Source organism: Bradyrhizobium sp. SZCCHNR1051 (assembly GCF_032489615.1).
In the GTDB taxonomy this organism is placed as follows: domain Bacteria; phylum Pseudomonadota; class Alphaproteobacteria; order Rhizobiales; family Xanthobacteraceae; genus Bradyrhizobium.
In genome coordinates this window covers 56,312-69,204 of sequence record NZ_JAUEYJ010000018.1, presented here as the reverse complement: position 1 = coordinate 69,204, position 12,893 = coordinate 56,312, and the positions used below count along the sequence as shown (strand labels likewise).

Annotated in this window: 16 protein-coding genes; 14 read left to right on the top strand and 2 right to left on the bottom strand. The window is 66.6% G+C overall.

Translation table 11 applies throughout. The annotated features are described in order from the left end of the window. Positions 1 to 41: 41 nt before the first annotated feature. The 14 genes from ctaD (at position 42) to QW868_RS21990 (ending at position 11,694) form a co-directional block, all read left to right on the top strand. Complete coding sequence (ctaD, locus tag QW868_RS22055) at positions 42 to 1,655, top strand: cytochrome c oxidase subunit I (RefSeq protein WP_315735873.1); 1,614 nt, start codon at positions 42 to 44, stop codon at positions 1,653 to 1,655. Between the two features lie 158 nt (positions 1,656 to 1,813). Then, positions 1,814 to 2,752, top strand: coding sequence for a heme o synthase (locus tag QW868_RS22050; RefSeq protein WP_315778353.1), 939 nt, complete (start codon positions 1,814 to 1,816; stop codon positions 2,750 to 2,752). A 20-nt stretch (positions 2,753 to 2,772) separates the two neighbouring features. Next, positions 2,773 to 2,949 carry a CoxF protein gene (locus QW868_RS22045; protein ID WP_315735877.1) on the top strand — a complete coding sequence of 59 codons (177 nt, stop codon included), beginning with the start codon at positions 2,773 to 2,775 and terminating at the stop codon, positions 2,947 to 2,949. A gap of 34 nt (positions 2,950 to 2,983) precedes the next feature. Further along, positions 2,984 to 3,619, top strand: coding sequence for a cytochrome c oxidase assembly protein (locus QW868_RS22040; RefSeq protein WP_315735879.1), 636 nt, complete (start codon positions 2,984 to 2,986; stop codon positions 3,617 to 3,619). Between the two features lie 87 nt (positions 3,620 to 3,706). Beyond that, complete coding sequence (locus tag QW868_RS22035) at positions 3,707 to 4,564, top strand: cytochrome c oxidase subunit 3 (RefSeq protein WP_315757594.1); 858 nt, start codon at positions 3,707 to 3,709, stop codon at positions 4,562 to 4,564. Positions 4,565 to 4,730: 166 nt separating this feature from the next. Further along, positions 4,731 to 5,120, top strand: a complete 390-nt coding sequence (locus tag QW868_RS22030) for a DUF983 domain-containing protein (RefSeq protein ID WP_315735883.1) — start codon at positions 4,731 to 4,733, stop codon at positions 5,118 to 5,120. 187 nt (positions 5,121 to 5,307) lie between these two features. Next, the gene (locus QW868_RS22025; protein WP_316231503.1) at positions 5,308 to 6,069 is read left to right on the top strand and encodes an SURF1 family protein; all 762 of its coding nucleotides are present in this window, start codon (positions 5,308 to 5,310) and stop codon (positions 6,067 to 6,069) included. Between the two features lie 84 nt (positions 6,070 to 6,153). Next, a complete protein-coding gene (locus QW868_RS22020; RefSeq protein WP_316231502.1) occupies positions 6,154 to 6,633 on the top strand; it encodes a MerR family transcriptional regulator in 480 nt (159 codons plus the stop codon). Then, positions 6,560 to 6,991, top strand: a complete 432-nt coding sequence (locus QW868_RS22015) for a carboxymuconolactone decarboxylase family protein (protein WP_316231501.1) — start codon at positions 6,560 to 6,562, stop codon at positions 6,989 to 6,991. Before QW868_RS22020 ends, QW868_RS22015 begins: the two co-directional genes overlap by 74 nt. 64 nt (positions 6,992 to 7,055) lie before the next feature. After that, the gene (locus QW868_RS22010; protein ID WP_316231500.1) at positions 7,056 to 7,250 is read left to right on the top strand and encodes a hypothetical protein; all 195 of its coding nucleotides are present in this window, start codon (positions 7,056 to 7,058) and stop codon (positions 7,248 to 7,250) included. A 277-nt stretch (positions 7,251 to 7,527) separates the two neighbouring features. Beyond that, on the top strand, positions 7,528 to 8,943 hold the full coding sequence (gene thrC / locus QW868_RS22005; RefSeq protein ID WP_316231499.1) for a threonine synthase: 1,416 nt from the start codon (positions 7,528 to 7,530) through the stop codon (positions 8,941 to 8,943). Then, positions 8,943 to 10,232, top strand: a complete 1,290-nt coding sequence (locus QW868_RS22000; RefSeq protein ID WP_315735902.1) for a pitrilysin family protein — start codon at positions 8,943 to 8,945, stop codon at positions 10,230 to 10,232. The genes thrC and QW868_RS22000 overlap by 1 nt, the downstream gene beginning before the upstream one ends. A gap of 114 nt (positions 10,233 to 10,346) precedes the next feature. Continuing rightward, positions 10,347 to 10,934, top strand: coding sequence for a GNAT family protein (locus QW868_RS21995; protein ID WP_315735904.1), 588 nt, complete (start codon positions 10,347 to 10,349; stop codon positions 10,932 to 10,934). A gap of 142 nt (positions 10,935 to 11,076) precedes the next feature. After that, complete coding sequence (locus tag QW868_RS21990) at positions 11,077 to 11,694, top strand: hypothetical protein (RefSeq protein WP_315778388.1); 618 nt, start codon at positions 11,077 to 11,079, stop codon at positions 11,692 to 11,694. Positions 11,695 to 11,816: 122 nt separating this feature from the next. Here QW868_RS21990 and QW868_RS21985 read toward each other — a convergent pair whose 3' ends face one another. Beyond that, positions 11,817 to 12,308, bottom strand: a complete 492-nt coding sequence (locus tag QW868_RS21985; RefSeq protein ID WP_315735906.1) for an ATP F0F1 synthase subunit B — start codon at positions 12,306 to 12,308, stop codon at positions 11,817 to 11,819. Continuing rightward, positions 12,308 to 12,883 carry a F0F1 ATP synthase subunit B' gene (locus QW868_RS21980; RefSeq protein ID WP_316231498.1) on the bottom strand — a complete coding sequence of 192 codons (576 nt, stop codon included), beginning with the start codon at positions 12,881 to 12,883 and terminating at the stop codon, positions 12,308 to 12,310. Before QW868_RS21980 ends, QW868_RS21985 begins: the two co-directional genes overlap by 1 nt. Between the last annotated feature and the right edge of the window lie 10 nt (positions 12,884 to 12,893).

Genomic DNA, 12,893 nt, shown 5'->3' with positions numbered 1-12,893 from the left:
GGCCGCCTCGCGCGGCCTACGGGGACACTGAGGATTGGACAATGGCGACGAACGCGACGACCCTGACCGGCCATGACGATCACGCGCACGACCATCCGACCGGATGGCGCCGCTGGATCTATTCGACCAACCACAAAGACATCGGCACGATGTATCTGATCTTCGCGGTGTGCGCCGGCATCATCGGCCTCGTCATGTCGGTCGCGATCCGCATCGAGCTGATGTATCCGGGCGTGCAGTTCTTTCACGAGAACCACACCTACAACGTGTTCGTGACCTCGCACGGCCTGATCATGATCTTCTTCATGGTCATGCCGGCGATGATCGGCGGCTTCGGCAACTGGATGGTGCCGCTGATGATCGGCGCGCCGGACATGGCGTTCCCGCGCATGAACAACATCTCGTTCTGGCTGCTGCCGGCCTCGTTCGCGCTGCTGCTGACCTCGACCTTCGTCGAGGGCGAGCCCGGCGCCAACGGCGTCGGCGCCGGCTGGACGATGTATGTGCCGCTGTCGACCTCAGGTCATCCGGGACCAGCGGTGGATTTCGCGATCCTGTCGCTGCATCTCGCCGGTGCGTCGTCGATCCTCGGCTCGATCAACTTCATCACCACCATCTTCAACATGCGTGCGCCGGGCATGACCCTGCACAAGATGCCGCTGTTCGTGTGGTCGATCCTGGTGACGGTGTTCCTGTTGCTGCTGTCGCTGCCGGTGCTCGCCGGCGCCATCACCATGATGCTGACCGACCGCAATTTCGGCACCACCTTCTTCGATCCGGCCGGCGGCGGCGACCCGCTGCTGTTCCAGCATCTGTTCTGGTTCTTCGGCCATCCGGAAGTGTACATCCTGATCCTGCCCGGCTTCGGCATGATCAGCCAGATCGTGTCGACCTTCTCGCGCAAGCCCGTGTTCGGCTATCTCGGCATGGCCTACGCCATGGTCGCGATCGGCGGCATCGGCTTCGTGGTGTGGGCGCACCACATGTACACGGTCGGCATGTCCTCGGCGACGCAGGCCTATTTCGTCGCCGCCACCATGGTGATCGCGGTGCCCACCGGCGTGAAGATCTTCTCCTGGATCGCCACGATGTGGGGCGGCTCGATCGAATTCCGCGCGCCGATGCTGTGGGCGGTGGGCTTCATCTTCCTGTTCACGGTCGGCGGCGTCACCGGCGTCGTGCTGGCGAATGCCGGCGTCGACCGCGTGCTGCAGGACACCTATTACGTCGTCGCGCACTTCCACTACGTGCTGTCGCTCGGCGCCGTGTTCGCCATCTTCGCGGGCTGGTACTACTGGTTCCCGAAGATGTTCGGCTACATGTACAACGAGACCATCGCCAAGGCGCACTTCTGGGTCACCTTCGTCGGCGTGAACCTGGTGTTCTTCCCGCAGCACTTCCTCGGCCTGTCGGGCATGCCGCGCCGCTACATCGACTATCCCGATGCCTATGCCGGCTGGAATCTGGTGTCGTCGATCGGCTCCTACATCTCGGCCTTTGGCGTGCTGATCTTCATCTACGGGGTCGTCGACGCCTTCATGCGCAAGCAGCAGGCGGCGAACAATCCGTGGGGACCGGGCGCGACGACCTTGGAATGGACCCTGTCCTCGCCGCCGCCGTTCCACCAGTTCGAGGTGCTGCCGAAGGTGCAGTGAGCCCGATCTCTCCGACGCGGCGCCCATCCGGCGCCGCGTCGATATCCGCCGGTGGTGCGCCCGATGGTTTGCCGGATGGAGACTTGAATCGAGGTTCTGGCGCGCCCTGCGTCAGAGCCGTTTGAATTGAAGCCTGTGAATTGAAGTCTGGATTCGTCGTGTCGGTCATCGATCAGAACGCCATTGCCGTCGGCCCGCGGATTTCCGAGGCCGATGTCGGCGATTATCTCGCGCTCCTGAAGCCGAGGGTGATGTCGCTCGTGATCTTTACGGCGTTGATCGGCCTGCTGATCGCTCCGGGCCATTTCCACCCGGTGCTCGCCATCACCTCGCTGCTGTGCATCGCGGTCGGGGCCGGGGCCTCCGGGGCGCTGAACATGGCGCTGGAAGGCGACATCGACTCGCTGATGTCGCGCACCGCCAACCGCCCGATCCCGCGCGGCCGCGTCACCCGCCAGGAGGCCCTCGCCTTCGGCATCACGCTGTCGTTCTTCTCGGTGCTGACGCTGGGCATCCTCGTCAACTGGTTCGCCGGCGCGCTGCTCGCCTTCACCATCTTCTTCTACGTCGTGATCTACACGCTGTGGCTGAAGCGCTGGACCGCGCAGAACATCGTCATTGGCGGCGCCGCCGGCGCCCTGCCGCCGGTGGTCGCCTGGGTTTCGGCCACCGGATCGATCGCGCCGGAGCCGCTCTGGCTGTTCCTGATCATCTTCTTCTGGACCCCGCCGCATTTCTGGGCGCTGGCGCTGTTCCGCAGCGACGATTACGCCCGCGCCGGCGTGCCGATGCTGCCGGTGGTCGCCGGCCCCGATGCGACCCGGCTGCAGATCCTGCTCTACACGATCGTGCTGGTGGCGGTCGCGCTGGCGCCCTGGCCGCTCGGCTATTTCGATGCCGTCTACGGCGTCGTCTCGCTGGCGCTCGGCGCCGGCATGCTATGGCTCGCGATCGAGGTGTTCCGCAAGCGCGAGCGCAGCACCTCGCTGCGCGCCAACCGCAGGCTGTTCGCCTTCTCGATCCTTTACCTGTTCGCGCTGTTCGCGACGCTCGGGCTCGAAGCGGTCGCGCGCATGATCGCGCCGCTGATCTGGTAAGAGGCGCGAGACTGGAAAACATGGCGATCACGATGGCAGATCCGAACGAGCAAGAGGGCATCGTCCTCACCGAGGCGCAGCTGCGCAGCCGCCGTCGCCGCTCGATCGCGATTGCGCTCGCGCTCGGCGTGCTGGTGGTGCTGTTCTTCGCGGTGACCATGGTGAAGGGTCCCGCGGTGCTGAATCGGCCGATGTAGAGACGCGATGCAGGACAGGGCGAAGCAGACCGCAATGGAGACAACCGACCAGATCGTTCCGGCGACAGCGCCGGCCGCGCCGCGCCGCGGCCTCGGCCGCGATGCGCTGGTCGGCGGCATCTGCGGCGCCGTCGTGGTGCTGATGGTCGGCGCGTCCTATGCCGCCGTGCCGTTCTACAACTGGTTCTGCCGCGCCACCGGCTTCAACGGCACCACGCAGGTCGCGACCGCGGCGCCGTCGTCGGCGCCGCTGGCGCGCCGGATCGGCATCCGTTTCGATGCCAATGTCGCCGGCGGGCTGCCGTGGAAGTTCGAGCCGGAGAAGACCGAGATCGAGGTCGCGATCGGCGAGGTGGTCACGGTCTACTACAAGGTCACCAACCAGGCGGCGCGCACCACCATGGCGCAAGCGGCCTACAACGTGACGCCGCTGACGTCGGGCGCCTATTTCCAGAAGATCAACTGCTTCTGCTTCACCGAACAGACCATGGCCCCGGGCGAGACCCGTGAGATGCCTGTCGTGTTCTACGTCGATCCGGCGATCACGGCCGATCACGAGAATGACGGGCTGAAGACGATCACGCTGTCCTACACCTTCTATCCCGTTCGCGACGCCGAGCCCAAGCCGATCGCCGCGGGCGAGCCGGACAAACCGCGGGGCAACCTGTGACCGCGCGGACGTCCGATATCCGGGGACCATTGCTGTTGAACGACACCGTGCCGGCGCGACCGGCAGCGATCTGGGGAGAGACCTGACATGGCTGAGGCGCACGCCAAGCATCACGACTACCATCTCGTCGACCCGAGCCCCTGGCCGTTCGTCGGCTCGGTCTCGGCCTTCATCATGGCGTTCGGCGCGATCGGCTGGATGCACAAGATGTTCGGCGCCGCGCCGGTCGTGTTCGGCATCGGCACCATCGGCGTGCTCTACACCATGGCGAGCTGGTGGGGCGACGTCATCAAGGAAGCGCAGTACAAGGGCGATCACACCCGCGTGGTGCAGCTCCATCACCGCTACGGCATGATCCTGTTCATCGCCTCCGAGGTGATGTTCTTCGTCGCCTGGTTCTGGGCTTATTTCAATGCCGCGCTGTATCCGAACTTCGAGGTGCAGGCCACCCGCGACGCCCTGTTCGGCGGCGTCTGGCCGCCAAAGGGCATCGAGACCTTCGATCCCTGGCATCTGCCGCTGCTCAATACGCTGATCCTGCTGACCTCGGGCACCACGGTGACCTGGGCACACCACGCGCTGCTCGAGGGCGACCGCAAGGGCCTGAAATACGGCCTGATCCTCACCATCCTCCTGGGCGCCACCTTCACCTGCGTGCAGGCCTATGAGTACAGCCACGCGACGTTCTCGTTCGCCGGCCACATCTACGGCTCGACCTTCTTCATGGCGACCGGCTTCCACGGCTTCCACGTCCTGGTCGGCACGATCTTCCTGATCGTCTGCCTGGCGCGCGCCTATGCCGGCCACTTCACGCCCAAGCAGCATCTCGGCTTCGAGTTCGCCGCCTGGTACTGGCACTTCGTCGACGTGGTCTGGCTGTTCCTGTTCATCTGCATCTACGTCTGGGGCCACGGCGCCGAGGCGATGGCCCACGGCGCGCACTGAAGCTGGCGCGCACCGCTTCCGCCGAACGTGCTAAGAAGGGGCGGCCCTCGGGCCGCCCTTTCTCGTTGCGGCGGCGCCCGGCGGTTGATCGAAATGTGATCCGCTCTCGTCGCCTCCGGTTGTATCACCATGAGGCGTCGCCCGGCCGCCCAGGGGGCAAGACACCATGACCACCCATCCGCCCGTCACTTTGGCCCAGACCGTCCTGCGCGGGCTCGCCTGCCGCTGCCCGCGCTGCGGCCGGGGCAAGCTGTTCGACGGCTTCCTCAACCTGCGCAAGCGTTGCGAAGCCTGCGATCTCGACTACGCCTTCATCGACACCGGCGACGGTCCGGCGATCTTCATCATGATGCTCGCCGGCGCCATCGTGGTCGGCGCCGCCCTGATCGTCGAGGTGAAGTATCAGCCGCCGTTCTGGGTCCATGCCGCACTATGGGGACCGCTGATCCTGGTGACGACGCTGCTGCCGCTGCGCGCGATGAAGTCGCTGCTGATCGCCCTGCAATTCCACCACAAGGCCGCGCCCGGCCGTTTGGTGGACAAAACGCCGCGATGAGGGACTTAACGGATCGCCGCCGGCGTGGTGCGCTCCCTCCCCCCTTGTGGGGGAGGGTTGGGGAGGGGGGTAGCCCCAGCGGCAGTCTTCCGTGGGGCACCCCCACCCCCGACCCCTCCCCGCAAGGGGGAGGGGAGCGCACCGTCCGTGCCGGCCGCGCGTTCACCAATTCGCGGACAACTCCGCAATGACGACGTCGCCCGGTCGCAAGACCTCATCTCGCGCCTTTGCCGCCTTCACCCTCGTCATGGTCGTACTGTTCATCGGCCTCGGCGTCTGGCAGTTGCAGCGCCGGGCAGCGAAGCATGCGCTGATCGCCGCGCTCACCGATCGCGTCGCCGCTGCGCCCGAGCCGCTGCCGCCACAGACGGAATGGCGCACGCTGACGCCGGAGCGCGACGAATTTCGCCGCGTCAGCTTCACCGCCACCTACACCAGACTGCCGGACGCGATGGTCTACAGCGCCGGCTCGGCCGTGCGCGAGGACGTCTCCGGGCCGGGCACCTGGGCGTTCCTCCCCGCGCGCCTGCCGTCTGGCGAGACCGTCGTGATCGACGCCGGCTTCGTCGCCAACACGATGCAGGAACGCAGCGTCCAGGATCGACAGGTGGGCAAGCTCGTCACCGGCGTCCCCGTGACCCTGACCGGCTATCTGCGTTTCCCGGAAGCCGCCGGCCTGCTCACCGCGGCGGAAAATCACGACAAGCGCCTGTGGTTCACCAGGGATCATCAGGCCATGGCAAACGCCCTCGGCTGGGGTGAGGTCGCGCCGTTCTACATCGATCTGGAATCGCCGGTGCCCGACAATGGCATTCCCAAGCCCGGCCCGCTGTCGCCGCATCTGCGCGACGAGCACATGCAATACGCGATCACCTGGTTCTCTCTGGCCGCCGCGTTGATCGTCGCGTTCGCGGTGTGGGCGCGCGGCCGGCGCGCAGCGAACCGATGAGCCCGTAGCCCGCGAAACGGCGCTTGACTTAGAGCGCGCTCGAACCCGTAGCCTGCCGGGCGTCGTGAATGGAGATGAGCGCGCATGAAGATCGGCGAGCTGGCGAGGCAGTCGGGGCTCACGCCCCATACCATCCGCTACTATGAGCGGATCGGGCTGCTGCCCAGGGCCGATCGCGATCATGCCCGCCAGCGGGACTACGACGCATCGATCCTGACCTGGATCGAATTCCTCGGCCGTCTCAAGGCCACGGGAATGCCGATCCGGGACATGCTGCGCTATGCCGAGCTGCGCGCGGGCGGCGCTGCCACGGAGCCGGGCCGACGCCGGCTCCTGGAGCGCCATCGCGACGCAGTCCGGGCGCGCGTCGCCAGCTTGCAGGATTGTCTTCTCGTTCTCGACGCCAAGATCGCCGGCTATGCCGGCCACAGCGAAAGGACGAACGATGATGACGCAATCAACGCCCAGCCAATCCACGACGACGAGCCCGATGCCGGGCGGCACGCAATCGGGCCCCGACAACGATCAGGATCGGCTGGCGCGAGGCCGGCGCGCGCTCGATAGCATCGACGGCGAGGCCGGCCACAACGTGATCGCGGCGCTCGCCGACATCGCGCCGGATTTTGCGACCTACGTGATCGAGTTTCCGTTCGGCGACATCTATTCACGCCCCGGCCTCGATCTGCGCAGCCGCGAGATCGCGACCATCGCGTCCTTGACCGCGCTCGGCAATGCCAGCCCGCAGCTCAAGGTTCATATCCATGCGGGCCTCAATGTCGGCCTCAGCCGCGACGAGATCACCGAGGTGATCATGCAGATGGCGGTCTATGCCGGCTTTCCCGCCGCGCTCAACGGCCTGTTCGCGGCCAAGGCCGTGTTCGCCGAGGCGGACGCGAAAGGCGCGGAGGCCGCACGGGTCTGAGCGGTCTCCTTGTAACGCGTAGCCGGAATGAGCAACGCGACATGCGGGACCGGTGCCGACCCGCATGTCGCTGTCGCTCATGCGGGCTACGGTTGCGGGCTTCGGCTTGGCCTCGATCGACCGCACGCTCCCCGAGACCTTCACCGGCGCGCCGGCCGATCCGTCGAGATCGACCTGCAGGCAGCAGGGCACGCCCATGTCCTCGCCCTGGCGGATCACGATCTGCCCCTCGGCCGCCCAGGCGAGCTCGCGCAGATAGCCGGCAGACGACGATCGTCAACATTTCTACCGAACGCATTGAACCGCGCGATGACGGCGGAGCGGGAGGCCGGTTCAGAGCGCCACCATGCGCTGCGCTCCCGCGCCGGCGTCCGTAACGCCGCCGTAACCCGGAGCCGCGACCATTGCTGTGCCAACAACCGGTTTCGCGCACGGGCCAAAACCATTATGGTGCCGGACCATGTTGCCGCCAGGCGGTTCCGATTTCGAATTCAATCAACGGGTTATGGCCTGGTGACGCAGGTCAGGAGAGCGGTTTGACGCGCTATGTTTCGACCCGCGGGGAAGCCCCCGCGCTCACTTTCTGCGATGTGATGCTGACCGGGCTCGCCCGCGACGGCGGCCTGTACGTGCCCGAGACCTGGCCGCAGCTGACGCCCGAGACGATCGCTTCGTTCTTCGGCCGGCCCTATTGGGAGGTCGCGGTCGAGGTCATCAAGCCGTTCGTGGCCGGCGAGATCTCGGATGCCGAGCTCGGCCGCATGGCCAACGAGGCCTATGCGACCTTCCGCCACCCCGCCGTCGTGCCGCTCGACCAGAGCGCACCGCATCAGTTCGTGCTGGAGCTGTTCCACGGCCCGACGCTGGCGTTCAAGGACGTGGCGATGCAGCTGATTTCGCGGCTGATGGACCACGTGCTGGCCAAGCGTGGCGAGCGCACGACCATTGTCGTGGCGACATCAGGCGATACCGGTGGCGCGGCGGTCGAGGCTTTCGCCGGCCGCGACTATGCCGATCTGATCGTGCTGTTCCCGCATGGCCGCATCTCCGAGGTGCAGCGGCGGATGATGACGACGTCGGGTGCAGCCAACGTGCATGCGCTGGCGATCGAAGGTCATTTCGACGACTGCCAGGCGATCGTGAAGGGCCTGTTCAACCATCACGGCTTCCGCGATTCGGTCAGGCTGTCGGGCGTCAACTCGATCAACTGGGCGCGCGTCGTCGCCCAGGTGGTCTACTACTTCACCTCGGCGGTCGCGATCGGCGCGCCCCACCGCGCCGTCGACTTCACCGTGCCCACCGGCAATTTCGGCGACGTCTTCGCCGGCTATGTCGCCAAGCGCATGGGCCTGCCGGTGCGCACGTTGCGCGTCGCGACCAACGTCAACGACATCCTCGCCCGGACGCTGACGACCGGCATCTACGAGGTGCGCGAGGTGCATGCGACGGCTTCGCCCTCGATGGACATCCAGGTGTCGTCGAATTTCGAGCGGCTGCTGTTCGAAGCCGGCGGCCGCGATGCCGGCACCGTGCGGCGGCTGATGGACAGCCTCAAGCAGTCCGGCCGCTTCGTGCTGCCGGATGCCATGCTGGCGGCGATCCGCGCCGATTTCGATGCCGGCCGCGCCGACGAAACCGAGACCGCGGCGGCGATCCGTGCCGCCTTCCGCGAGGCCGGCGATCTCGTCGATCCGCACACCGCCGTGGCGCTGGCCGTAGCCGATCGCGACGGTACGGATCTGTCGGTGCCGAATATCGTTCTGTCGACCGCCCATCCCGCCAAATTCCCCGATGCGGTCGAGGCCGCCTGCGGGATGCGGCCGCACCTGCCGGTGTGGCTCGAAGGGCTGATGAGCAAGCGCGAGGACATCAGGATCATGCGGAACGACCAGGCCGAGGTGGAGAAGTTCATCCGCTCGGTCAGCCGGGCCGCCAAGCAGGGAATTGCATGATGGGTGTGGAAGTCACCAAGCTGCCGACGGGGTTGACGGTCGTCACCGACACGATGCCGCATCTGGAGACGGCGGCGCTCGGGGTCTGGGCCGGCGTCGGCGGTCGCGACGAGAAGCCGGACGAGCACGGCATCTCGCATCTGCTCGAGCACATGGCGTTCAAGGGCACGACGACGCGCAGCGCCCGCGAGATCGTCGAGACGGTCGAGGCGGTCGGCGGCGATCTCAATGCCGGCACCTCGACCGAGACCACGGCCTATTACGCCCGCGTGCTGAAGGCGGACGTGCCGATGGCGCTCGATGTGCTCTCGGACATTCTGGCCAATCCGTCATTCGTGCCGGAGGAGCTGGAGCGCGAGAAGAACGTGATCGTGCAGGAGATCGGCGCGGCACAGGACACGCCCGATGACGTCGTGTTCGAGCATCTCAACGAGCTGTGCTTTCCGGACCAGCCGATGGGCCGCTCGCTGCTCGGCACCGCCAAGACGCTGGAGGCGTTCGATCGCGACAAGCTGCACGGCTATCTGTCGACGCATTATCGCGGACCCGACATGGTGGTCGCGGCCGCCGGCGCCGTCGATCATCAGCGGGTGGTCGAGGATGTGACGAAGCGATTTGCCAGCTTCAATGGCGGCCCGGCGCCGAAGCCGCTGCCGGCGACATTCGGCAAGGGCGGCTCACGCGTCGTGCACCGCGATCTCGAGCAGGCGCATCTGACGCTCGCGCTCGAGGGCGTGCCGCAGGCCGATCCGTCGCTGTTCTCGCTGCAGGTGTTCACCAACATCCTGGGCGGCGGCATGTCGTCCCGGCTCTTCCAGGAGGTGCGCGAGAACCGGGGGCTCTGCTACTCCGTCTACACGTTCCACGCGCCCTATAGCGACACCGGCTTCTTCGGCCTCTACACCGGGACAGATCCGGCTGACGCGCCCGAGATGATGGAGGTCGTGGTCGACATCATCGGCAATGCGGTGGAGACCTTGAGCGAGGCCGAGGTCGCCCGCGCCAAGGCGCAGATGAAGGCCGGGCTGCTGATGGCGCTGGAGAGCTGCAGTGCCCGTGCCGAGCAATTGGCGCGGCATATCCTGGCCTATGGACGGCCGCAGACCTTGCAGGAGATGGTCGCCAAGATCGAGGCGGTCAGCGTCGAGAGCACGCGCGATGCGGCGCGGGCGCTGCTCGCACGCAGCAAGCCGGCCGTCGTCGCGCTCGGCACCGGCAGGGGTCTGGACACAGCGGTAACTTTCGCCGAAGGTCTGACCGGTTCGAGATCGAAGGCCCAACTGCACTGAACGTGGTGCGGCTCGGTGCGGTCTTCGCATTGAATTCCGCCAGGACTCGGCGCCGGAGATCTGGGGTGGGTCGGAGCAGGCTTCGACCCGGAAAGAGCAGGGGGAGCATCACAGATGGCCCTGTTTCGCTTGCCATCCAACGGACCGGCTGCGCTGGCTCCGCGCGGCCAGGGCCTGCTGCTGCGCGCGCCGCAGATGGCCGATTACGCGCAATGGGCGCGGCTGCGCGAGATCAGCCGCGACTATCTCACGCCCTGGGAGCCGATCTGGCCGTCCGACGACCTGACGCGCTCCGGCTTCCGCCGCCGGCTGCGCCGCTATGCCGAGGATATCTCGGCCGACCGCTCCTATCCGTTCATCCTCTTCCGTGAGCAGGACGGCGCCATGCTCGGCGGCATCACGCTCGCCAATGTCCGCCGCGGCATCGTCCAGGCCGGCACCATCGGCTACTGGATGGGGCAGCCGTTCGCGCATCATGGCTACATGACGGCGGCGCTGCGGCTGCTGCTGCCGACCTTGTTCGGCGAGCTCAATCTGCACCGGGTCGAGGCGGCCTGCATCCCGACCAATACGCCGTCGATTCGCGTGCTGGAGAAATGCGGCTTCACCCGCGAGGGCCTGGCGCGTCGCTACCTGTGCATCAACGGGGTCTGGCAGGACCATTACCTCTATGGCCTGTTGCACGAGGATTTCCGGGGGTAGCAATCGTGATCGGGATGGCCGCGGGAGAGGCCGATCGGGGCTGGTTCCGGCCTCTGAATTGGGTATAGACGCCTGGGCTGGGCGACCGAGTTGCCGGGGATATCAGACGATGCGAGAGACGAGCGTGATCAGGGTTGGGACGTTGGCAGCCGTGCTGCTGGCCTTGGGAGCCGCGGGCGCGGCGCCGCCGGCGGCCGCCCAATCGCTGACTGACCGCTTCAAGAGCCTGTTCGGCGGCGGCTCCGACAACAAGGGACAGGAGAACTTGCCGGCCGGCGGCGGACCGCCGGCCGATCCGACCGAGGGCCTGACCTGTCCGCCGGTCAGCATTCGCGCCGGCGCCTCGACCTACGCCGTGGCCGCGCCCGGCAAGCAGGCGGTCGGCAATGACGTCCGGTTCCAGGCGTCGATCACGAAGACCGCGCGCGAATGCAATCTCAACGGGGCCGAAATCATCGCCAAGATCGGCATCCAGGGGCGCATCGTTGCCGGACCGGCGGGCGCGCCGGCGAGCGTCGACATTCCCATGCGCATCGCCGTGGTCCAGGGCGGCATCGGCGAGAAGGTGATCGCGACCAAGTCGTATCGCACCACGGTGCAGATGACCGAGGACGGCAGCGTGCCGTTCACGATCGTCGCCGAGGACATGGTCTATCCGGTGCCGCCGCCCGGCGCCAATGCCGACAATTACGTCTTCTACATCGGCTTCGACCCGCAGGCCCTGACCCCGGAGCGGCCGCACGGCAAGAAGCGGAGATGAGGCGGGTGAACGACGGCGAGGCCGCGCTCGGCATGTTCGGGGCTGATGGCCTTCAACGCAAAAGGCCGGCGCGATGAAATCGCCCCGGCCTTTTGAAGATACTGGATCAGATGGACTGCCGCTCAGTTCAGCTTGCGGCCGACTTCCGCGATGCCTTTGGCCACGAGGTCTTCGCCAAGAGCGCCCTTGACCGACTGCGACAGCACGGTCGCGGCGGCCTGGACGGCGGCATCCGCCGCAGCGGACCTGACGTCGGCGAGAGCCTGGGCCTCGGCGAGGGCGATCTTGCTCTCGGCGGCCTTGGTGCGACGGGCGACGAAGTCTTCCATCTTGGCCTTGGCCTCCGCCGCGATGCGCTCGGCTTCCGCCTTGGCGCTGGTGATGATCTCCTCGGCCTCACGTTCGGCACTGGCGCGGCGGGTCTTGTAATCGGCGAGCACCTTGGCCGCCTCTTCCTTGAGCCGCTTGGCCTCCGCCAGCTCGTTCCTGATGCGCTCGGAGCGATTGTCGAGCGCCTTCAGGACCGTGCGGTGGACACCGAGATAGGCGAACAGGCCCATCAGGATCACGAAGGCAATCGCAACCCAGGTTTCCGGATCAGCAAGCAAATGCATCAGGCTGTTCCCTTCAACGATGCATCGACCGCAGCCTCGACCGTCTTGGCCGCAGGGGCCTTACCGGTGAGCTGCTTCACGATCGCGCTGGCTGCGTCTGCGGCGATGCCGCGGACATTGCTCATTGCGGTCGTGCGCGTGGTGGCGATGGACTTCTCCGCCGCCGCGAGCTTGGCTGCGAGGCTGTCTTCCAGCGCCTTGCGCTCGGCGTCCGAAGAAGCCGCGAGCTTCTCGCGGGTCTCGGCTCCGATCGCCTGGGCACGGGCACGAGCCGTCGCCAGCTCGCTTTCATACGCCTTCATCGCGGCTTCGGATTCATCCTTCAGCCGCTGCGCTTCAGCCAGATCGCCGTCGATCGACTTCTGGCGAGCGTCGATGACGGCCCCGACCTTCGGCAGCGCCACACGCGAGACGATCACGTACAGCGCCACGAAGGCGATCACCAGGGAGACGATCTGGGAGGGAAAGGTTTCCTTCTGGAAGGGAGGGAAACCATGCCCGCCATTGGCCTCAGTATGGGCGCTTGCGGTGCCCTTGGCCTCGCCGCCCTTGGCCTCGCCATGACTTTCAGCCACGGGCTTCTCC